This is a genomic window from Pseudoduganella sp. (assembly GCF_041914865.1).
Taxonomy (GTDB): Bacteria; Pseudomonadota; Gammaproteobacteria; order Burkholderiales; family Burkholderiaceae_D; genus Rugamonas.
In genome coordinates this window covers 84,387-105,060 of sequence record NZ_JAYSCO010000009.1, presented here as the reverse complement: position 1 = coordinate 105,060, position 20,674 = coordinate 84,387, and the positions used below count along the sequence as shown (strand labels likewise).

The 20,674-nt window shown below is 60.6% G+C and carries 24 protein-coding genes; 22 read left to right on the top strand and 2 right to left on the bottom strand.

Annotation, left to right across the window (positions count from 1 at the left end; translation table 11 throughout):
* Nucleotides 1-5: 5 nt before the first annotated feature.
* The 16 genes from rplE (at nt 6) to rplQ (ending at nt 8,353) form a co-directional block, all read left to right on the top strand.
* Nucleotides 6-545: a 50S ribosomal protein L5 gene (gene rplE / locus ACE3TQ_RS06820; RefSeq protein WP_342118637.1), complete on the top strand. Its 540-nt coding sequence runs from the start codon at nt 6-8 to the stop codon at nt 543-545.
* A gap of 6 nt (nt 546-551) precedes the next feature.
* Complete coding sequence (gene rpsN / locus ACE3TQ_RS06815) at nt 552-857, top strand: 30S ribosomal protein S14 (protein ID WP_055937643.1); 306 nt, start codon at nt 552-554, stop codon at nt 855-857.
* A gap of 14 nt (nt 858-871) precedes the next feature.
* Complete coding sequence (gene rpsH / locus ACE3TQ_RS06810; protein WP_130315945.1) at nt 872-1,267, top strand: 30S ribosomal protein S8; 396 nt, start codon at nt 872-874, stop codon at nt 1,265-1,267.
* Between the two features lie 11 nt (nt 1,268-1,278).
* A complete protein-coding gene (gene rplF / locus ACE3TQ_RS06805) occupies nt 1,279-1,812 on the top strand; it encodes a 50S ribosomal protein L6 (protein ID WP_130315944.1) in 534 nt (177 codons plus the stop codon).
* Between the two features lie 13 nt (nt 1,813-1,825).
* Nucleotides 1,826-2,188 (top strand): 50S ribosomal protein L18, encoded by a 363-nt coding sequence (rplR, locus tag ACE3TQ_RS06800; RefSeq protein WP_374581245.1) that lies wholly within the window; start codon nt 1,826-1,828, stop codon nt 2,186-2,188.
* Nucleotides 2,189-2,199: 11 nt separating this feature from the next.
* On the top strand, nt 2,200-2,718 hold the full coding sequence (rpsE, locus tag ACE3TQ_RS06795; protein WP_057264732.1) for a 30S ribosomal protein S5: 519 nt from the start codon (nt 2,200-2,202) through the stop codon (nt 2,716-2,718).
* Between the two features lie 12 nt (nt 2,719-2,730).
* Nucleotides 2,731-2,907 (top strand): 50S ribosomal protein L30, encoded by a 177-nt coding sequence (gene rpmD, locus ACE3TQ_RS06790; RefSeq protein WP_035373423.1) that lies wholly within the window; start codon nt 2,731-2,733, stop codon nt 2,905-2,907.
* Between the two features lie 26 nt (nt 2,908-2,933).
* Nucleotides 2,934-3,365, top strand: a complete 432-nt coding sequence (gene rplO, locus ACE3TQ_RS06785) for a 50S ribosomal protein L15 (RefSeq protein ID WP_028101648.1) — start codon at nt 2,934-2,936, stop codon at nt 3,363-3,365.
* A 26-nt stretch (nt 3,366-3,391) separates the two neighbouring features.
* Nucleotides 3,392-4,726 (top strand): preprotein translocase subunit SecY, encoded by a 1,335-nt coding sequence (secY, locus tag ACE3TQ_RS06780; RefSeq protein WP_374581243.1) that lies wholly within the window; start codon nt 3,392-3,394, stop codon nt 4,724-4,726.
* The gene (gene infA, locus ACE3TQ_RS06775) at nt 4,727-4,945 is read left to right on the top strand and encodes a translation initiation factor IF-1 (RefSeq protein WP_005663428.1); all 219 of its coding nucleotides are present in this window, start codon (nt 4,727-4,729) and stop codon (nt 4,943-4,945) included.
* Between the two features lie 36 nt (nt 4,946-4,981).
* The gene (gene rpmJ / locus ACE3TQ_RS06770; protein ID WP_082507582.1) at nt 4,982-5,095 is read left to right on the top strand and encodes a 50S ribosomal protein L36; all 114 of its coding nucleotides are present in this window, start codon (nt 4,982-4,984) and stop codon (nt 5,093-5,095) included.
* A gap of 15 nt (nt 5,096-5,110) precedes the next feature.
* Nucleotides 5,111-5,476 carry a 30S ribosomal protein S13 gene (gene rpsM / locus ACE3TQ_RS06765; protein WP_161025828.1) on the top strand — a complete coding sequence of 122 codons (366 nt, stop codon included), beginning with the start codon at nt 5,111-5,113 and terminating at the stop codon, nt 5,474-5,476.
* A gap of 14 nt (nt 5,477-5,490) precedes the next feature.
* The gene (rpsK, locus tag ACE3TQ_RS06760) at nt 5,491-5,895 is read left to right on the top strand and encodes a 30S ribosomal protein S11 (RefSeq protein WP_028101645.1); all 405 of its coding nucleotides are present in this window, start codon (nt 5,491-5,493) and stop codon (nt 5,893-5,895) included.
* 237 nt (nt 5,896-6,132) lie between these two features.
* A complete protein-coding gene (rpsD, locus tag ACE3TQ_RS06755) occupies nt 6,133-6,756 on the top strand; it encodes a 30S ribosomal protein S4 (protein WP_374581238.1) in 624 nt (207 codons plus the stop codon).
* A 102-nt stretch (nt 6,757-6,858) separates the two neighbouring features.
* Nucleotides 6,859-7,836 carry a DNA-directed RNA polymerase subunit alpha gene (locus ACE3TQ_RS06750; protein WP_374581236.1) on the top strand — a complete coding sequence of 326 codons (978 nt, stop codon included), beginning with the start codon at nt 6,859-6,861 and terminating at the stop codon, nt 7,834-7,836.
* A gap of 121 nt (nt 7,837-7,957) precedes the next feature.
* Nucleotides 7,958-8,353, top strand: a complete 396-nt coding sequence (gene rplQ, locus ACE3TQ_RS06745) for a 50S ribosomal protein L17 (protein ID WP_342118630.1) — start codon at nt 7,958-7,960, stop codon at nt 8,351-8,353.
* A gap of 136 nt (nt 8,354-8,489) precedes the next feature.
* Here rplQ and ACE3TQ_RS06740 read toward each other — a convergent pair whose 3' ends face one another.
* Nucleotides 8,490-10,118 (bottom strand): M20/M25/M40 family metallo-hydrolase, encoded by a 1,629-nt coding sequence (locus tag ACE3TQ_RS06740; RefSeq protein WP_374581234.1) that lies wholly within the window; start codon nt 10,116-10,118, stop codon nt 8,490-8,492.
* A gap of 102 nt (nt 10,119-10,220) precedes the next feature.
* Here ACE3TQ_RS06740 and dsbD point away from each other — a divergent pair, with 102 nt between their 5' ends.
* Nucleotides 10,221-12,140 (top strand): protein-disulfide reductase DsbD, encoded by a 1,920-nt coding sequence (gene dsbD, locus ACE3TQ_RS06735; protein ID WP_374581233.1) that lies wholly within the window; start codon nt 10,221-10,223, stop codon nt 12,138-12,140.
* A gap of 308 nt (nt 12,141-12,448) precedes the next feature.
* Here the strand turns inward: dsbD and ACE3TQ_RS06730 are convergent, their stop codons facing one another.
* On the bottom strand, nt 12,449-12,931 hold the full coding sequence (locus ACE3TQ_RS06730) for a Spy/CpxP family protein refolding chaperone (RefSeq protein WP_374581231.1): 483 nt from the start codon (nt 12,929-12,931) through the stop codon (nt 12,449-12,451).
* 174 nt (nt 12,932-13,105) lie between these two features.
* On the opposite strand from ACE3TQ_RS06730, the gene ACE3TQ_RS06725 reads away from it, so the two are divergent.
* From ACE3TQ_RS06725 to ACE3TQ_RS06705, 5 genes are all read left to right on the top strand, one after another.
* Nucleotides 13,106-14,131 carry a hypothetical protein gene (locus ACE3TQ_RS06725; RefSeq protein WP_374581229.1) on the top strand — a complete coding sequence of 342 codons (1,026 nt, stop codon included), beginning with the start codon at nt 13,106-13,108 and terminating at the stop codon, nt 14,129-14,131.
* A gap of 105 nt (nt 14,132-14,236) precedes the next feature.
* Nucleotides 14,237-14,959 carry a response regulator gene (locus ACE3TQ_RS06720; RefSeq protein WP_374581228.1) on the top strand — a complete coding sequence of 241 codons (723 nt, stop codon included), beginning with the start codon at nt 14,237-14,239 and terminating at the stop codon, nt 14,957-14,959.
* Nucleotides 14,959-16,329, top strand: coding sequence for an ATP-binding protein (locus ACE3TQ_RS06715; RefSeq protein ID WP_374581226.1), 1,371 nt, complete (start codon nt 14,959-14,961; stop codon nt 16,327-16,329). The genes ACE3TQ_RS06720 and ACE3TQ_RS06715 overlap by 1 nt, the downstream gene beginning before the upstream one ends.
* 9 nt (nt 16,330-16,338) lie before the next feature.
* Entirely contained in the window at nt 16,339-17,529 is a 1,191-nt protein-coding gene (locus ACE3TQ_RS06710; protein WP_374581225.1) for an efflux RND transporter periplasmic adaptor subunit, read from the top strand.
* Nucleotides 17,526-20,663: an efflux RND transporter permease subunit gene (locus tag ACE3TQ_RS06705; protein ID WP_374581224.1), complete on the top strand. Its 3,138-nt coding sequence runs from the start codon at nt 17,526-17,528 to the stop codon at nt 20,661-20,663. Before ACE3TQ_RS06710 ends, ACE3TQ_RS06705 begins: the two co-directional genes overlap by 4 nt.
* The last annotated feature ends 11 nt before the right edge of the window (nt 20,664-20,674 follow it).

The window sequence follows — 20,674 nt, the reverse complement described above, 5'->3', positions numbered from 1 at the left end:
CAGAAATGGCCCGTCTGCAACAACTGTACAAAGACAAGATCGCCGCTGAGCTGACCACCAAGTTTGGTTACAAGTCGGTGATGGAAGTGCCTCGCCTGACCAAGATCACCCTGAACATGGGTCTCTCGGAAGCCGTGGCTGACAAGAAAATCATCGAGCACGCTGTTGGCGACCTGACCAAGATCGCCGGCCAGAAGCCAGTCGTGACCAAGGCCCGTAAGGCAATCGCAGGTTTCAAGATCCGCGAAGGCTACCCGATCGGTACCATGGTGACCCTGCGCGGCGCCCGCATGTACGAATTCCTGGACCGTCTGATCACCGTGGCCCTGCCGCGCGTGCGTGACTTCCGTGGTGTGAATGGTAAATCTTTCGATGGCCGTGGCAACTACAACATCGGCGTGAAAGAACAGATCATCTTCCCGGAAATCGAGTACGACAAGATCGACGCACTGCGTGGTATGAACATCTCGATCACCACCACCGCGAAGACCGACGAAGAAGCCAAAGCGCTGCTCGCCGCCTTTAAATTCCCGTTCAGGAACTAAACGATCATGGCAAAACTCGCACTGATTAACCGTGAACAGAAGCGTGCTGACCTGGTAGCGAAATTCGCCGCCAAGCGCGCCGCTCTGAAGGCCATCATTGATGACCAGACCAAGTCGGAAGAAGAGCGTTACGAAGCGCGCCTGAAACTGCAGGCCCTGCCACGTAACTCCGCACCGACCCGCCAGCGCAACCGCTGCCAGGTAACCGGTCGCCCACGTGGCACCTTCCGTAAATTCGGCCTGGGCCGTATCAAGCTCCGTGAATTCGCTATGCGTGGCGAGATCCCGGGTATGACCAAAGCCAGCTGGTAATAGGAGAATAAGCAATGAGTATGAGCGATCCTATCGCCGATATGCTGACCCGCATCCGCAACGCACAAACCGTGCAGAAGACCTCCGTGGCTATGCCATCGTCGAAGGTGAAAGTTGCGATTGCCAACGTCCTGAAGGACGAGGGTTACATTGAAGATTTCGCCGTGTCCACCAACGAGGGCAAGTCGGAACTGAAAATCGGTTTGAAATATTATGTAGGCCGTCCTGTGATCGAGCGTCTGGAACGTGTTTCGCGTCCAGGCCTGCGTATCTACAAAGGCAAAGATGAGATCCCAACCGTGATGAACGGCCTGGGCGTGGCCATCGTGTCGACCCCGAAAGGCGTCATGACCGATCGCAAAGCGCGCGCTACCGGCGTCGGTGGCGAAGTCATCTGCTTCGTGGCTTAAGGAGTAACACAATGTCTCGTGTAGCTAAAATGCCGATCGTTGTGCCTGCTGGCGCCGAAGTTGCCATCTCCGCACAAGCGATCACCGTCAAGGGCCCACTGGGCACCCTGACCCAGAGCCTGAACGGCCTGGTTAAAGTAGAAAACAATGCCGGCACCCTGTCCTTCGACGTGGTGAACGACAGCCGTGAATCCAACGCCATGTCCGGCACCCTGCGTGCCCTGGTCAACAACATGGTAGTGGGCGTAACCAAGGGCTTCGAGAAGAAGCTGTCCCTGGTTGGCGTGGGTTACAAAGCCCAGGCCCAAGGCGACAAGCTGAACCTGTCCCTGGGTTTCTCGCACCCTGTCGTGCACGACATGCCAGCTGGCGTGAAGTGCGCCACCCCGACCCCAACCGAGATCATCATCTCTGGCGTTGACCGCCAAAAGGTTGGCCAGGTGGCTGCCGAAGTGCGTGCTTACCGCTCCCCTGAGCCTTACAAGGGCAAGGGTGTCCGCTATGTGGACGAAGTGGTTAAGCTCAAAGAAACCAAGAAGAAGTAATTAGGGGCTGACGATGGACAAAAAAGAATCTCGTCTGCGCCGCGGACGTCAAACTCGCATCAAGATCGCGCAGCTGAAAGTGAACCGCCTGTCGGTGCACCGTACCAACCAGCACATTTACGCGAACCTGATCAGCCCGGATGCCAAAGTACTGGTTTCGGCCTCGACCGTGGAAGCGGAAGTGCGCGCCGAACTGGCTGGCAAGACCGGTCTGGGTGGCAACACTGCCGCCGCCGCTCTGGTTGGCAAGCGTGTCGCAGAAAAAGCACTGAAAGCGGGCATTACCGAAGTTGCCTTCGACCGCTCCGGTTTCCGTTACCACGGCCGTGTCAAGGCGCTGGCTGAAGCCGCGCGTGAAGCCGGTCTGAAGTTCTAAGGATAACGAACATGGCAAAAATGCAAGCAAAGATGGCATCCGATAAGCCGGATGATGGCATGCGCGAAAAAATGATCGCGATCAACCGCGTGACCAAAGTGGTCAAGGGTGGTCGCATCATGGGCTTCGCAGCGCTGACCGTGGTTGGTGACGGCGATGGCCGCATCGGCATGGGCAAGGGCAAGTCGAAAGAAGTTCCGGTCGGTGTGCAGAAGGCAATGGAAGAAGCCCGCCGCAACCTGATCAAGGTACCTCTGAAGAACGGCACCCTGCAGCACACCGTCACCGGCCGCCACGGCGCGTCGAAAGTGATGATGTCGCCAGCTAAGCCAGGTACCGGCGTGATCGCAGGTGGCGCAATGCGCGCAATCTTCGAGGTGATGGGCGTGACCGACGTGGTGGCAAAGTCCACCGGTTCGAACAACCCATACAACCTGGTGCGCGCCACCCTGGACGGTCTGGCAAAAATGAGCACTCCAGCTGACATCGCCGCCAAGCGCGGTAAGTCGGTTGAAGAGATCCTGGGTTAATAGGAGCCTTCAATGAGCACTATCAAAGTCAAACTGGTGAAGGGCCTGATCGGCACCCGTCAAGACCACCGCGCCACCGTGCGTGGCCTGGGCCTGCGTCGTGTGAACTCTGTCAGCGAACTGCAGGACACCCCTGCTGTGCGCGGCATGATCAACAAGGTCGCCTACCTCGTTAAAGTCGTTTCCTAAGTAACGCTTAGGATCTGGAGAAAACAATGCAACTGAATACCATTCAACCAGCAGAAGGCGCGAAGCACGCTAAGCGCCGCGTTGGCCGCGGTATCGGCTCTGGCCTGGGTAAAACCGCAGGCCGTGGCCACAAGGGTCAGAAATCGCGTTCGGGCGGCTTCCACAAAGTCGGCTTCGAAGGCGGTCAAATGCCTCTGCAGCGTCGTCTGCCTAAGCGTGGCTTCAAATCGCTGAATGCTACTTTCAAGGCTGAAGTGCGTCTGTCCGACCTGAACGCCCTGGCTGTCGGCGAAGTCGACATCCTGGTGCTGAAACAGGCCGGCGTGCTGAATGTTCTGGCACGCGACGTACGTGTGATCGCTTCCGGCGAAATCACCAAAGCAGTGACCGTAAAAGGCCTGAAGGTGACCGCTGGCGCGAAAGCAGCCATCGAAGCAGCTGGCGGCTCGGTAGCCTGAGCTAGCTAGCTTAATCGGAGCGAAAATTGGCAACGAACCAACAGCTTGCTAAATCCGCCGCCGCCGGCTTCCCGTGGAACCGGCTGTGGTTTTTGCTGGGCGCTCTGGTGGTGTACCGTATCGGTGCACACATCCCTGTTCCGGGTGTTAACCCGGTAGAGCTGGCACGGTTGTTTGAATCGCAGCAGAACGGCATCCTGGGCATGTTCAACATGTTCTCGGGTGGCGCGCTGTCGCGTTTCACCATCTTTGCCCTGGGCATTACTCCATACATCTCGGCCTCGATCATCATGCAGCTGGTGTCGATCGTGTCCCCGACGATGGAGGCGCTGAAGAAAGAAGGTGAGGCGGGTCGTCGCAAGATTACCCAATACACCCGTTATGCAACTGTCGGTCTGGCACTGTTCCAGGCGTTCGGCATCGCGGTCGCGCTGGAATCCCAGCCTGGCCTGGTGATCGACCCTGGCATGGGCTTCCGCTTCGTCACCGTGGTGACGCTGCTGACCGGCACCATGTTCGTGATGTGGTTGGGCGAGCAGATTACCGAGCGTGGTCTTGGTAACGGCATCTCGATCATCATCTTCGCCGGTATTGCAGCTGGTCTGCCGAGCGCTCTGGGTGGCTTGTTCTCCCAGGTGTCGAGCAACCAGATCAATGCACTGTCGGCCCTGCTCATCGTGGCTCTGGTGGCGGCTGTCACCTACGCTGTGGTGTTCGTGGAACGTGGTCAGCGCAAGATCCTGGTCAACTACGCCAAACGTCAGGTCGGTAACAAGATCTACGGTGGGCAGACCAGCCACCTGCCGCTCAAGCTCAACATGGCAGGCGTCATTCCGCCGATCTTCGCTTCGTCGATTATCTTGTTCCCAGCTACCATCGTGGACTGGTTTTCGAAAGGTGCGGACACTACCAATCCGGTGGTCCGCTTCCTGAAAGATCTGGCTGCGTCGATGGCTCCTGGTGAGCCAATCCATGCACTGCTGTACGCTGTGGCAATCGTATTCTTCTGCTTCTTCTACACCGCACTGGTGTTCAACAGCAAGGAGACTGCAGAGAACTTGAAGAAGAGCGGGGCCTTTGTGCCAGGGATTCGTCCCGGTGAGCAGACAGCCCGTTACATCGACAAGATCCTGATGCGTTTGACCCTGGCGGGCGCCGTGTACATCACCGCCGTGTGCTTGCTGCCGGAATTCATGCAGGCGCAATGGAAGGTGTCGTTCTATTTTGGCGGTACTTCGCTGTTGATTATTGTGGTTGTGACCATGGACTTCATGGCTCAAGTACAAAACTATGTGATGTCGCAGCAATATGAATCGCTGCTGCGCAAAGCTAACTTCAAGGGCGGGATTCCGACACGATAAATGGCAAAAGACGACGTAATTCAGATGCAGGGCGAGATCCTGGAGAACTTGCCCAATGCAACTTTTAGAGTAAAGCTGGAAAACGGACACGTGGTACTTGGCCACATTTCGGGTAAAATGCGCATGAACTACATCCGCATTCTCCCTGGCGACAAGGTCACGGTTGAATTGACGCCGTACGACCTGAGCCGGGCCCGTATTGTGTTCCGGACAAAGTAATTAATTAAGCAATTTCGAACATAAGAGAGTGCAATCATGAAAGTTAACGCTTCAGTTAAGCGCATCTGCCGCAACTGCAAGATCATCAAGCGCAAGGGCGTGGTCCGCGTAATCTGCGTGGAAGCTCGTCACAAGCAGCGTCAAGGTTAATCGAGGGAATAACGAATGGCACGTATTGCAGGGGTTAACATCCCAAATCACAAGCACACCGTTATCGGCCTGACCGAGATCTACGGTATCGGCCGTCCACGTTCGCAGTTCATCTGCGCACAAGCCGGCGTTGCAACCAACAAGAAGGTCAAGGACCTGGACGACAGCGAACTCGAGAAGCTGCGTGAAGAAATCGGCAAATTCGTGGTAGAGGGTGACCTGCGCCGCGAACTGTCGATGAACATCAAGCGTCTGATGGACCTGGGCTGCTACCGTGGTCTGCGTCACCGTAAGGGCCTGCCGGTCCGCGGTCAGCGCACCCGCACCAATGCACGTACCCGTAAGGGCCCGCGCAAAGCCGCTCAATCGCTGAAGAAATAATCTAGGGAACTATTATGGCTAAGCAACAAAGCTCCGCGGCAGCCGCTCGCGTACGCAAGAAAGTCAAGAAGAACGTCGCCGAAGGTATCGCACACGTTCACGCTTCCTTCAACAACACCATCATCACCATCACCGACCGCCAGGGCAACGCTCTGTCGTGGGCGACCTCCGGTGGTGCTGGCTTCAAGGGTTCGCGTAAATCGACCCCGTTCGCAGCGCAGGTTGCTGCTGAAGCCGCTGGTAAAGTTGCACAGGAATGCGGCGTGAAGAACCTGGAAGTTCGCATCAAGGGCCCTGGTCCTGGCCGCGAATCCGCTGTTCGCGCACTGAACAACCTGGGCATCAAGATCACCGAGATCCAGGACGTGACCCCAGTGCCGCACAACGGCTGCCGTCCTCCAAAGCGTCGTCGTATCTAATAGTCAGTCCGACATTGGCCGGCATGGTGTGTGCCGGCCACCGTCTTCTGAATTCAAAATTGCTGGAACAGTGAACCGGAAACGGTTATACTGTCCGGCTATTTTTGCCTTCTCGCGCCGCTTTTGTGGCCGGGCTGGCAATGTTGAGCCACCGCCTGCGCTGAAAGTGAGCCAGGCTAGCGCCTAACCGCATTCCGATGCGGCTGGGGCGTCATTTATCATTCAAAGGAAATTACCGTGGCACGTTATATCGGACCAAAAGCAAAACTGTCCCGCCGTGAAGGCACCGACCTGTTCCTGAAGAGCGCCCGCCGCTCCCTGGATTCCAAGTGCAAACTGGACGTCAAGCCAGGCCAGCACGGCGTGAAATCCGGCGCCCGCACCTCCGACTACGGCAACCAGCTGCGCGAAAAGCAGAAGGTCAAGCGTATGTACGGCGTGCTGGAACGCCAGTTCCGCCGCTACTTCGCTGAAGCTGAGCGCCGCAAGGGCCCAACCGGCGAAACCCTGCTGTCCCTGCTGGAATCCCGCCTGGACAACGTTGCTTACCGCATGGGCTTCGGCTCGACCCGCGCTGAAGCGCGTCAGCTGGTGTCCCACAAAGCCTTCACCGTGAACGGCAACGTGGTGAACATCCCTTCGTACAACGTGAAGACCGGCGACGTGATCGCTGTGCGCGAAAAGTCGAAGAAGCAGACCCGTATCATCGAAGCGCTGTCGCTGGCTGAACAAGTTGGCATGCCAGCTTGGGTGTCGGTTGACGCCAAGAAAATGGAAGGTACCTTCAAGTCCCTGCCAGAGCGCAACGAAATCGCTGCTGACGTCAACGAATCGCTGATCGTCGAACTGTATTCCCGTTAATCGCGGGTGCTGTACCAAGGCGGGACTCGGTCCCGCCTTTTCCATTTAATGCCATCAGCCTTATCGGTGTAACGAGCCGAGGGTAATGAAAAGGACATTTACATGCAAAATAGCTTGTTGAAACCACGTATTATCGATGTTGAAGCCCTGGGCCACGGTCACGCCAAAGTCGTGATGGAGCCATTCGAGCGCGGCTACGGCCACACTCTGGGCAACGCGCTGCGCCGCGTGCTGCTGTCTTCGATGACCGGCTTTGCGCCGACCGAAGTCACCATTGCCGGTGTCGTTCACGAGTACTCCTCGCTGGACGGCGTGCAGGAAGACGTGGTCGACCTGCTGCTGAACCTGAAAGGTGTCGTGTTCAAGGTGCACAACCGTGACTCCGTGACCCTGACCCTGAAGAAGGAAGGCGAAGGCCCAGTGCTGGCGTCGGACATCGACCTGCCGCACGACGTCGAGCTGATCAACCCGGAACACGTGATCGCCAACCTGACCGCTGGCGGCAAGCTGGACATGCAGATCAAGGTCGAAAAAGGCCGCGGCTATGTGCCTGGCAACGTGCGTCGCCTGTCGGAAGACGCCAACAAGACCATCGGCCGCATCATCCTGGACGCATCGTTCTCGCCAGTGCGCCGTGTTTCCTACGCCGTCGAATCGGCGCGTGTGGAACAGCGTACCGACCTGGACAAGCTGATCATCAACATTGAAACCAATGGCGTGATCACCCCGGAAGAAGCGATCCGTCAATCGGCCCGCGTGCTGGTCGACCAGCTGAACGTGTTCGCTGCCCTGGAAGGCACCGAGACCACCGCTGAAGCGCCTTCGCGTGCTCCAATGGTTGATCCGATCCTGCTGCGTCCAGTGGACGACCTGGAGCTGACCGTGCGTTCGGCCAACTGCCTGAAAGCAGAAAACATCTACTACATCGGCGACCTGATCCAGCGCACCGAAAACGAGCTGCTGAAGACCCCGAACCTGGGCCGCAAGTCGCTGAACGAAATCAAGGAAGTGCTGGCATCGCGCGGCCTGACCTTGGGCATGAAACTCGAGAACTGGCCGCCGGCTGGTCTGGAGAAGTAATTTTTGCTGTACCGCCCGCGGCGTTTTGCCGCGGGCGTTTTAACTTGATAACCGGACCGCGCCTTTGCCTGGCTTAGGCGATCGAAGATCTCGGATTTAAACATTATTGAAAGGAAGTACCATGCGTCACCGTCACGGCCTCCGTAAACTGAACCGTACCTCGTCCCACCGTCTGGCAATGCTGCGCAACATGACTGTTTCGCTGCTGCGTCACGAAGCGATCAAGACCACCCTGCCAAAGGCAAAGGAACTGCGTCGCGTTGTGGAACCGATCCTGACCCTGGGCAAGACCGACACCCTGGCCAACAAGCGCCTGGCTTTCTCCCGTCTGCGCGACCGCGAGATGGTTCTGAAGCTGTTCGCTGAACTCGGCCCACGCTACGCCAACCGCAACGGCGGCTACCTGCGTATCCTGAAAATGGGTTTCCGTCATGGCGACAACGCTCCAATGGCTTTCATCGAGCTGGTGGACCGTCCAGAAGTCACCTCCGCTGAAGAGGCACCAACCGCTGAGTAATCTCAGTCAGGTTCATTAAAAAGCCGGGCATTGCCCGGCTTTTTTTTCGCATGTCCACTTCGGGGTCAGGAAGAAAAGTGGACATTTTCTTGGAGAAATGTCCACTTTTCTTCCTGACCCCGAAGTGGACATTGGATCAGCGGCGCAGGGCGGAGAACTCGGAGCTGTCGTTCCATTGCGGCCACTGCTTGCCGTTGGCGACATCGAGGCCGACCTGGAACAGCAGCTGGATATCCTGCACACCGCCACTGAAATCCCAATCGGCGCGCACGGAATCGGTCGGCTGGTGGTAGTCGTGCGCCGTGTAGTGGTCCACCACTTCGCGCGCGTACGATTCTGGCTTGCCCACATAGTTCGAGCGCGCCTTGGTGTACAGCACCGGCACGCCGACACGTGCGAACTCGAGCTGGTCGGCGCGGTAGAAGGTGCCGGTCTCGGGGCGCGAGTTCGGCACGACCTTGCGCCCTTGCGCGGCGGCGTATTTGGCCAGCAGTCCGTCCAGCGATGAATGGCCGGAAGTCACGTGTTCGATCTGCGCGGTGCGGCCCCAGGCATTGATGCCGTCGATGTTGATATTGGCCAGCGTGCGCGCAATCGGATACAGCGGTTGCTGCGCGTAGTATTTGGCGCCGAGCAGGCCGCGTTCTTCCGCCGTGGTGGCGATGAACAGGATGGAGCGCTTGGGGGCCTTGGGCAGGGCCTTGTAGGCCTTGGCCAGCTCCAGCAGGGCGGCGGTGCCGGACGCGTTGTCGAGCGCGCCGTAGAAGATTTTGTCGCCGTGCTTGCCCAGGTGGTCCCAGTGCGCCGAGTAGATCACGAACTCGTTCTTCAGCTTGGGATCGGCGCCAGGCAGCATCGCCACCACATTGTGCGAATCGAGGAAGCGGCGCTCATTGTCGATCTCCCAGTTGGCCACGCCTTTCAGGCTGACCGGCTGGAAGTCTTTCCGCAGCGCCGCCTGCTTCAGTTGCGCAAAGTCGAGGCCGGCGGCGGCAAACAGTTCGCGTGCCTTGTCCTCATGGATCCAGCCCGGGATTTCCGGAGCATCCTTGCCGCCGTTCGCAAGCGAGAACTGCTCGCCGACGCCACCCTGGCGCACCACCGCGTAGGGGTAAGCGGCGGGCTTGGTTTCATGCACGATCAGGGCCGCTGCCGCACCCATTTTGGCGGCGATTTCATACTTGTACGTCCAGCGCCCGTAGTAAGTCATCTCGGCGCCCTTGAACATGGACGGGTCCAGGCGCGACGGATCGCGCGGGTCGGGAATGGCGGGGTCGTTGATCAGCATGACGATGGTCTTGCCGCGCACGTCCACGCCCTTGAAGTCGTCCCAGCCGTACTCAGGCGCGACGGCGCCGTAGCCGACGAAGACGATTTCGGAATCCTTGATGCGCACTGTGGTATCGGGGCCAGTGGAGGAGGCGACGAAGTCGTCCGGGAAGTTGAGCGTGGCGGTTTTGCCGCCCACGCTCCAGCTCAGGCGCGGGGTCGGCGTCTGGCTGCGCATAGGCACTTTCTGCACACAGCTGCCGTCCGGATTGCCGGGCTTCAGGCCGAGTGCTTTGAACTGGGCGGTGAGCCAGGCTACCGTCTTTTCCTCACCGGGCGAGCCGGGCGCGCGCCCTTCAAATTCGTCCGATGCCAGGATTTTGATGCTGGCCAGCAGGCCCTTCTCGCTAATGGCCTGCGGCGCGCGCTCGGCGGCCAATACAGGCAGGGCACATGCGCCAGCCAGCACGCAAGCCAGGATCTTATTTGACATCATTGACTCCAAGAAATTGACCGCCAAAGTCTCGCATATTCCCGGTAGAAAAGCATCGCCCGGTGTACTATTTGGCCGTCTGCAAGTTACACCAAAAAGTTCCCTATGTTCCGCATCGCGTCTCCTTTCCGCGCGTGGCTGCTGGCCGCGCTTTCGCTCTTTGCTTTCCTGTTTGCCGGCGCCGCGCGGGCCGACGAGGAGTTCCTCGATCCGCTGGTCGCGTTCAAATTTTCCGCGAAGGTGGTGGACGGCAAAGCGGTGGCGGTCACCTTTGATATCGCAGATGGCTACTATATGTACCGCGAACGCTTCAAGTTCGCGGCAGAAGGCGCCACGTTGGGGACGCCGCAGCTCCCCGCCGGCAAGGTGAAATACGATGAGACCTTTGCCAAGGAGGTGGAGACCTATCGCCGTCAGGTGGTTGTCACGATCCCGGTGGAAGCGCCCGGCCCCTTCACGCTGAAAGTGACCAGCCAGGGGTGTTCCGACAAAGGCCTGTGCTATTCGCCAATGGAGTCGTCGGCACGGCTGATGGTGGTCGGCGGCGCCGCCAGTGCACCGGCCGGCGGCTTGCTGGCCCTGGGCGCAGGGCAGGGCGCGGCGGGCGGCGCGCAAAGCATTCCCGGCGCGGCTGGGCAGGTCGATATGCCGGCGCCCGCGGGTGCTGCCGGCGTGAACGCGGACCCGGCGGGTGTTCCTGCGCTGGCGGGCGCCGATAGCGGCGCGGCGCCGGTGGCTGCCGGGGCGGCGCCTGCTGGCGCGGAGAGCGAAATGGGCCGCATCGAATCGGCCCTGAAGGGTGGCAGCATCCTGGTCATTGCGCCGCTCTTCATCCTGCTCGGCCTGGGCCTGTCCTTTACGCCCTGCGTGCTGCCGATGGTGCCGATCCTGTCCTCGATCATCGTTGGCGATGGCGCGGCCGGCAACCGCTCGCGTGGCTTCGTGCTGTCGCTCAGCTATTCGCTCGGCATGGCCATTGTGTACACCGCGCTCGGTATCGCCGCTGGCCTGATTGGTCAGGGCCTCTCTGCTGCACTGCAAAATCCCTGGGTCCTCGGCGTGGTGGCATTGCTCATGGCGGGCATGTCCCTGTCCATGTTTGGCGTATATGAATTGCAAGTTCCAGCCGCGCTGCAATCGCGCCTGGCCAGCGCCTCCAACCGCCAATCGGGCGGCAAACTGGCCGGCGTGTTTGCCATGGGCGCGATTTCGGCCCTGATCGTCGGCCCCTGCGTGGCCGCGCCGCTGGCCGGCGCCCTGGTCTATATCAGCCAGACGCGCGACGTGGTGGTGGGTGGCAGCGCCCTGTTTTCGATGGCGGTCGGCATGAGCATTCCGCTGCTGCTGGTGGGCGTGTCGGCCGGTGCGCTGTTGCCGCGCGCGGGCATCTGGATGCAGGCGGTGAAACGTTTCTTTGGCGTCCTGATGCTGGTGATGGCGTGGTGGCTGGTGTCGCCGGTATTGCCGGGTAAGGTGCAGATGATTGGCTGGGCAATCCTGGGTGTTGCTTATGCATTTTTCCTGCTGACCCATGAAAGCGGTAAATGGATGCCAAAAGTCATTGCTGCGGTATTTGCGGTATTCGGCTTGCTGCAAATCGCCGGCCTGGCGACGGGCAGCGCTGATCCATTGCATCCGGTCGAGAAACTGCTGGGCCGTGCCGATCGCCACCTGGAATTCAAGCGCATTAAAACAGTGACCGATCTGGATGCGGTATTGGCGCAAACCGGCGGTAAAACCGTCATGCTCGATTTTTATGCCGATTGGTGCGTGTCGTGCAAGGAAATGGAAAAGCTGACATTCGTTAATCCTGCTGTCCAGCAAAAACTGGCAAATACCATTTTGCTGCAGGTGGACGTCACCGCAAATGACGAGGCGGATAAAGCCATGCTGCAGCGATTTGGTTTATTTGGTCCCCCGGGCATTATCATGTTTAATGCAGCCGGCCAGGAAATTCCGGATTCGCGGGTTATCGGATTCCAGAATGCCGAAAAATTCCTCCGGTCGCTGGAAAAACTGAAATAAACCTCCAAGGGCGCCAGACGGCGCCCTTTCTTTTTGCGTCCTCGGCAACCGTAGCGCTCCCACCATCCCCACCGTTTCCCCTCTCCAAGCCAGGCGCCGTCGTCCGCACCCGCCCGCCGCAGTGCATTCGTCCCGGCGGACCGTCACCGCCAGTGTTTCGTGGGCGCGACGCAGGAATGCGGGCTGGCGCGGTGCAACAAACTCAGTTCTGGCTAGATCATGCTAAGGTCTGGCTTGATTTGGCAATTTGCGGGCGAAAAAAAGCCGAGATGGGCTGGCCCATCTCGGCTGCTTGAAGCGGTCTGGCGCTATTGCTGCTGCGCCTTCATGTGGCCGTGGCGATGGTGGCGGTGATGACCGAAACGACCAGCTTTCTCATCAAACAGTTTTTGCTGTTCCGGCGTCAGCTGGGCATAAAAGGTTTTTGTGGCGGCCAGGTTGGCTTCCATGCGCGAAATATGGTTGCGGGACATTTCAATCCTTTTCTCCATACGTTCCGGCGCGGGCATTTGTTTAAATGCGGCGCGGTCGAATTGGCCGCGCTGCGGCATATTCGATTTCAGTGCCGATAAATAAGCCTGCCATGCACCTTCCTGGGCTGGCGTGATTTTCAGTAAATCATGCATGCGTTTCGCACGCTGATCCATATGCTCCTGCATTTTGGCAGGATCGAATTTGGTGGCGGCATATTGATGGTGCGGCGATTCTTCCGCTAAGGCGGGCAACGCTGCCGAGCCAAAACCAATAATGGTTGCGCCGATAATAAATGCTTTATGCAAGGCTTTCATCATTAATCCCTTCAGAAACAATTTATGAAAATGTGCACTCGCACTGCACATGGAGGCATCTTCCCAGCCAACTGTTTCTCTTAAATGTCTTGGGGCCAGCAATTTGTATCGAGATGTGATGCTGTGATCGTGCTAAAATAGCAATTTTCACAAGGGAAAATAATGTTAAAGATTGGCATGACCCTCATTGCGGTCGCGGCGGCCCTGGCGGGGTGCGGCGGGGGCGGGGGCGCGAGTGGCAATGGCAGCGGCTCGCACACGTCGGGGGAAACTGGTGCTGGTAACCCGGCAGCCCCGGTTGCTGGTGACTACACGACATACAAGCGCATCATCACCAATGTCGAGGGACCAACCGGGATCGCTACCGGCGTTGTGTTTTATGAAACGGAAGCGGTCGATAAGGTTCTGGCCGGCGGCGCCTTTGTGGCGGCCGAGGTAGAGCAGCGGACCAACCGCAGCGATAAGCATTTTGATGCGAACGGTGGCTTGTTCCAATCGGGTGTCGGCCGCTGCCAGTACACCCATGCGCCCGCACTCTTTACCGATTTGCCGCGCTCGGGTCAGGCCGGCATGAACTGGAACATCAGTTCGACGACCACCCTGATCGATCCGGCCCAGGCATTCTACTGCGGCGGCGGCGGCGAGAAATACAGTGGCAGTATTGTTTCTTATGCAACCGAACCGGTCACCGTTGGCATTGGCAGCTTTAATGCGCTCAAGTTCCAGGCCAAATATACCCAGGAGGTGGGCCAGTACCTGCGTGCCACTGAGCGGACTTGCTGGATGGACACTGCGATGCGGATCAATGTGAAATGCCAGGTTATCGAAAGCGAGTCCTACGCTGGCAAGCTGAATTTCAAGGTGACCATAGAATACGAGTTGGTCGGCTATGCCAAGGCTGGCGCCAAGCGCCGTGTCGACAGCTTGTATCGCTTCGAGGGCCGCTGGACTGCGCCCTATACGGCGGCCGGCGGTGCGGCTGAAACGTGCACCATCAGCGTGGCGAAGGACGGTGCGGTGGAGGGCAATTGCGGCGGCGCGGTCAGCGGCAATGTGGCCGTTGACGGTGCCATTTCGTTCAAACCGGCGGCCGGCAAACCGGGCTTGACGTTCACGGGCAAGCTCGAGACCCCGCTCGGCGGCAGTGGCAGCTATACCATGCCTGGCGCCAGCGGCGGCACGCTGGCCCTGAGCCGTCATTGACCCTCACGCCATAGTTTTGTAACGCCATGTTTCGACAAGCTTTTTCTAAACATGGCGATACAAACTGTCTACCCGTCGTCGGCGTAGCAAGGGATAATTGTAGGTATGGAAAATGCCGCCACTATCCTTATCGTCGACGACGACCGCGATATCCGCACCCTGCTGCAGGATTACCTGGAGACTAACGGTTACCGCACCCATGGCGCGGCCGATGGCGCCGCCATGTGGAAGCTGCTCGACAATGCGAAACCCGACCTGATCGTCCTCGACCTCAACCTGCCGGGTGAGGATGGCCTGACCCTGTGCCGCAAGCTGCGTGCCCATTCGACCCTGCCGGTGATCATGCTGACCGCCCGCAGCGAGCCGCTGGACCGCATCCTGGGCCTGGAGATGGGCGCGGACGATTACCTGCCCAAGCCCTTCGAACCGCGCGAGCTGCTGGCGCGCATCCGCAGCGTGCTGCGCCGCAGCACGAACAGCGCCGCCAACAATGTCGAAAAGGCAAGCCGTATCCGTTTCTCGAACTGGGTGCTGGACCTGACCGCGCGCCACCTGGTCAATCCGGAAGGCACGGTCATCATGCTGTCGGGCGCCGAGTTCCGCCTGCTCAAGGTTTTCCTCGAGCACCCGAACCGCGTGCTGAACCGCGACCAGTTGCTGAACCTGACCCAGGGCCGCGACGCCGATCCGTTCGACCGTTCGATTGATATCCAGATCAGCCGCCTGCGCCAGAAGCTGGGCGAAGATGCGCGCCTGCCGCAAATCATCAAGACCGTGCGCAATGGCGGCTATGTGCTGGCCGGCACGGTCGCCGTGGAGCCGGACTGATGAAATCTTTCTTCCAGGGCATGACGGGCCGGATTTTCCTGGTCCTGATGCTGGGCATCATCGCTTCGGCCGCCCTGACGCAGTACCTGGCGATCAATGAACGCCAGCGCACCCTGCAGCGCTACCGCGACTTCCACGCGCTTGAGCGTTCCGAGCAGATCATTTCCACCGCCGACGTGGTGCTGCCGGAGTCGCGCATGCAATACCTGAAGGTGGCCAGCATGGGCGCCATCAAGCTGGAAGTGCTGAACCGCCTGCCAAGCGTGACCCCGCAGCTGAGCGAGTTCGGCGCCACCCTGGCCAACCGCCTGGGCAATGAATACAAGCTGCAGTCGCTGCTCGAGCGTCCCGCCGCCTGCGAGCGCCCAACCTCGGTGTATTCGGCCTTTTCGGTGTTTGGCGCCGGCACCGGCACCTGGCGCGGCACCTGCGAGTCGCTGGCGGTTACCATGCCCGACGGCCAGCAGCTGAAACTGTCGATCCTGCCGCCGCGCCAGCCGGCGCCGACCGGCCATAACGAGTATGCAACCTTCGTTCCCTTCCTGCTCAGCATTGCCGTTCTGGCTTACCTGGTGGCACGCATGACCATGGGCCCGCTGAAAAAGCTGGCCGTCGCGGCCAAGAACCTGGGCAACGACATCAACCACGCGCCGATCAAGCTGCGCGGCGCCACCGAAATCCGTACCGCCTCGGCCGCCTTCAATGCGATGCAGGCGCGCATCCGCCAGCACATCGCGCAGCGCACGGAAATGCTGGCGGCCATCACCCATGACTTGCAGACCCCGCTGACCCGCATGCGCCTGCGCCTGGAAAAAGTGCAGGACGCCGAGCTGCAGGGCAAGCTGCTGGAAGACTTGTCGGCCATGCAGCAGATGGTGAAGGAAGGGCTGGACCTGGCACGCAGCATGGATACCACGGAAGCGATGCAGCGCGTCGACCTCGATGCCTTGCTCGACAGCGTGTGCGCCGATGCCGCCGATGCCGGCCAGGAAGTCGACCTGAAAGGGCGCGCCGCCATGGACATGATGGGCCGCCCGCTGGACATCCGGCGCTGCCTGGTCAACCTGATCGACAATGCCGTCAAATACGGCCAGCGCGCCCATGTGAGCGTCGAGCGCCTGGCCGGGGCCTCGCGCATCCGCATCCGCGACGAGGGCCCGGGCATCCCGCCCGGCCAGCTTGCGCAAGTGTTCGAACCGTTTTACCGCCTGGAGACGTCGCGCAACCGCGCCTCCGGTGGCACCGGCCTCGGCCTGACGATTGCGCGCAATATCGCAGAACAGCACGGCGCCAGCCTGAGCCTGGCGAACCACGCGAGCGGCGGCCTGGAAGCCACCCTCGTGTTCCCTGAATTTTATGCAGGAAAGTAGTCATCCCAAATGAAGAAGAAAACTGTGGCAGTAGTGGTGGGCCTGGCCGTCCTCATCGGCGCCGGCGCCTGGTATGCAAGCAAGGGTCCGGCCGAGCAGGGTGCTGGCCAGGCGCAAGGTGCGCCGGGCCAGGGCGGCGGCAAGGGCAAAGGCGAGCAGGGCCCGACCACGGTCAATGTGGTGGCGCCGCTGCGCCAGGACGTGCCGGTTGAGCTGTCGGCCAACGGCACGGTGAGCCCGATTTCCACTGTCGACCTGCACCCGCAAACCACCAGCACCATCGTCAAAGTGCATGTGAAGGAAGGCCAGTTCGTGAAGCAGGGCGAGCTGATGTTCTCGCTCGATGCGCGCACCGAGGCCGCCAATGTCGAGAAGGCCGATGCGCAAGTGGCGAAGGACCGCGCCACCCTGGCCGACCTGGAGCGCCAGTACAAGCGCGCGCAGGAATTGCGCGCCCAGAATTTCCTGGCGCAGAGCGCAGTCGATACCCTGAAGAGCCAGGTGGAATCGGCGCGCGCCGTGCTGGAAGCCGATATCGCGGCCGCGCGCGCCAGCAAGGTGGACCAGAGCTATACCCAGATCCGCGCGCCGCTCACCGGCCGCGTGGGCGCCATCAATGTCTACCCGGGCAGCCTGGTGCAGCTGAGCACTTCGCTCACCACCGTGACCCAGCTCAACCCGATCAACGTCGCCTTCACCGTGCCGGAGTCGAGCCTGGCGGCCCTGCTGGACGCGCAGCGCGCCGGCAAGGTGCCGGTGCAGGCGTTCCAGAATAATTCGGACAAGCCCATCCATGGCCAGCTCAGCTTTGTCGACAACACGGTCGACCCGGTGGCCGGCGTGATCCGCGTCAAGGCCCAGTTCGACAATGCCGACACCCGCCTGTGGCCGGGCCAGTACGTCAACACCAAGCTGACGGTCAACACGCTGAAAGATGCGCTCGTTGTGCCGCAGAACGCTATTATTACCAATACCAAGGGTACGTTCGTCTACACCGTGGCGCCCGACCAGACCGCCAAGATGAACAACGTCAAGCGCGTGCATGGCTTTGGCGCCCTGGCGGTGGTCACCGGCCTGAATGGCGATGAAAAAATCATCGTCGAGGGCAAGCAGAACCTGCGTCCGGGCGGCAAGGTGCGCATCGCCGAACCGGCTGTCGCGCAGAGCGGCAAAGGCCAGAAGAAGGGTAAACAAGAATGAACCTTTCCGAGCTGAGTATCCGGCGCCCCGTGATGGTGGTGCTGCTCTCGCTGAGCCTGATCCTGGCCGGTATCCTGGCCTACGCCCATATCCCGGTGGCAGCACTGCCGAGCTATAACACCCCGGTCATCAACGTCAGCGCCGATTTGCCGGGCGCCTCGCCGGAAACCATGGCGTCCTCCGTGGCGCTGCCGCTGGAAAAGCAGTTCTCGACCATCGGCGGCCTGTCGATGATCACCTCCACCAGCACGCTGGGCAACACCTCGCTGACGCTGGAATTCGACCCGTCCATCAACGTCAATGAAGCGGCGGTCGACGTGCAAGCTGCGCTGTTGCGCGCCCAGCGTTCGCTGCCGCAGGAAATGACGGACCTGCCGTCCTACCGCAAGGTCAACCCGGCCGACGCGCCGGTGCTGTTCATGGCCATGACCTCGCCTTCGTTGAGCCTGTCCGAGCTCAACGATTACGCGGAAAACCTGGTGGCGCCTTCGCTCTCCACCTTGCCAGGCGTTGCGCAAGTGTCGGTCAACGGCCAGAAGCGTTTCGCCGTGCGCGTGCGCGCCAAACCGGACCTGCTGAACTCGCGCAACATGACGCTGGACGAGCTGCAGCAGGCGATCCGCGCCGCCAATGCGAATACCCCGCTCGGTACCATCGACGGCCCGAGCCAGACCCTGACCATCCAGGGCAACGCGCAGCTGATGCGCGCCGCCGACTTCGCCGACCTGATCATCGCCACCCGCAATGGCCAGCCGGTGCGCCTGAAGGAAGTGGCGACGGTGGAAGACAGCTTCCAGTCGATCAAGGCGGCCGGCAGCTATAACGGCGAGCGCTCCATCGTGCTGCTGGTGCAACGCCAGCCGGACGCCAACACGGTGCAGGTGGTGGACGGTGTGCGCAAGCTGCTGCCGCGCTTCCGCGCCCAGCTGCCGGAGTCGGTCTCGATCAACCTGGTGAACGACCGCTCGGTGTCGATCCGCGAAGCGATCCACGACGTGAACCTGACCCTGGCGCTGACTGTGGTGCTGGTGGTGCTGGTGATCTTCCTGTTCCTGCGCCGCCTGGCCGCCACCTTCATCCCGGCGGTCACCATGCCGATCTCGCTGCTTGGTGCGCTGTCGCTGCTGTATGCCCTGGGCTACAGCCTGGACAACGTGTCCCTGCTCGGCATCACGCTGGCGGTGGGGCTGGTGGTGGACGATGCCATCGTGGTGCTGGAGAACATCGTGCGGCATATCGAGCTGGGCAAGAAGCCTTTGCAGGCGGCCCTGGTCGGCTCGAAGGAAATGGGCTTCACCATCGTCTCGATTTCGGTTTCGCTGGTGGCCGTGTTCATTCCGATCTTCTTCATGCCCGGCGTGATGGGCCTGATGTTCCATGAATTCGCCGTGGTGGTGGGCTTGTCGGTGCTGGTGTCGGCCATCGTCTCGCTGACGCTGGTGCCGATGCTGGCGGCGCGCTTCATGCCGGCCGACTCGCACGAGACTTCGGGCGACGACAGCTTCATCGGCCGCCACTTCGAGCGCGGCTTCAATGCCGTGCGCAACGGCTATGCGCGCACGCTGGACCTGGCGCTGCACCACCGTTACGTGGTGCTGGCGATCGCCTTCGGTACGTTCGCGCTGACGGCCTGGCTGTATATCGCCATCCCGAAAGGCTTCTTCCCGGAGGAGGACCTGGGCCAGATCCGCGTCAATACGGAAGCCTCGGAAGACATTTCCACCTCCGCCATGCTGGAGCTGCAGGAAAAGGTGGCCGCCGTGATCCAGGCCAACCCGAACGTGAAGGATGTGACCTCATTCACTGGCGGCGGCAATACCGGCCGCATGTTCCTGGTGCTGAAGCCGCGCGGCGAGCGCCAGAAGATGCCGCAGGTGCTGGACAGCCTGCGCAAGGAAACCAAGAAGATCGCCGGCATCCAGGTCTACCTGAGCCCGGTGCAAAACCTGCAGCTGGGCGGCCGTCCCTCGAAGAGCCGTTACCAGTACACCTTGCAGTCGGTCAGCCCGGATGCGCTGAACGACTGGGCCACCAAGTTCCAGGAGGCGATGCGCGCCGACCAGGACTTCCGCGACGTGACCAGCGATTCGCAGAACAAGGGCTTGCAGGCCTCGCTCAAAATCGACCGCGACAAGGCGAATATGCTGGGCGTGAAGCTGTCCGACGTGCGCACCGCGCTGTACCTGGCGTTCGGCGAGCGCCAGGTGTCGACCATCTACTCCTCGGCGGCCAGCTATTACGTGATCCTGGAAGCGGCCACCGAAGACCGCCAGTTTGACGATTCGCTGACCAAGCTGTCGGTGCGCAACAGCGCCGGCCAGCTGGTGCAGCTGTCCAGCTTTGCCAGCGTCGAGCGCACTGTCGGCCCGACCTCGGTCAACCACCAGGGCCAGCTGCAGGCGATCACGATTTCCTTCAACCTGGCGCCGGATGTCCCGCTCGGCAATGCCACCGCCAAGATCGAGAAGATGGGCCAGCAGATGGGCCTGCCGGCTTCGATCATCACCAGCTATGGCGGCGATGCGGCGGTGTTCCAGGACTCCCAGAGCAGCCAGCTGATCCTGATCGTGGCCGCGCTGGGCGTGATCTATGTGCTGCTGGGCGTACTGTATGAGAGCTATATCCACCCGCTGACCATCCTGGCCGGCCTGCCGTCCGCCGCCGTCGGTGCGCTGCTGACCCTGTGGATCTTCAAGATGGACCTGACCATGATCGCCATCATCGGCATCCTGATGCTGATCGGTATCGTGAAGAAGAACGCCATCATGATGATCGACTTCGCCCTGGTGGCGCAGCGCGAGGAGGGCAAGGCGCCGATGGAGGCGATCCGCGAGGCCTGTATCCTGCGCTTCCGCCCGATCATGATGACCACGCTGGCGGCGCTGATGGGGGCATTGCCGATCGCGCTCGGCCTGGGCGCCGGCGCCGAGCTGCGCCAGCCGCTGGGCCTGGCCGTGATCGGCGGCCTGATCTTCTCGCAGGTGATCACCCTGTACATCACGCCGGTGATTTACCTGTTCCTGGATAAATACTCGGGTAGCGGGCCGATGAAGGACGAGGAGCTGGTTGACGAATCTGCAACAGATGCAGCGCAGCCGGTCGAACTCCGGGCGTTCAAGGCCGCCAAACACTGATAAGATGCGGG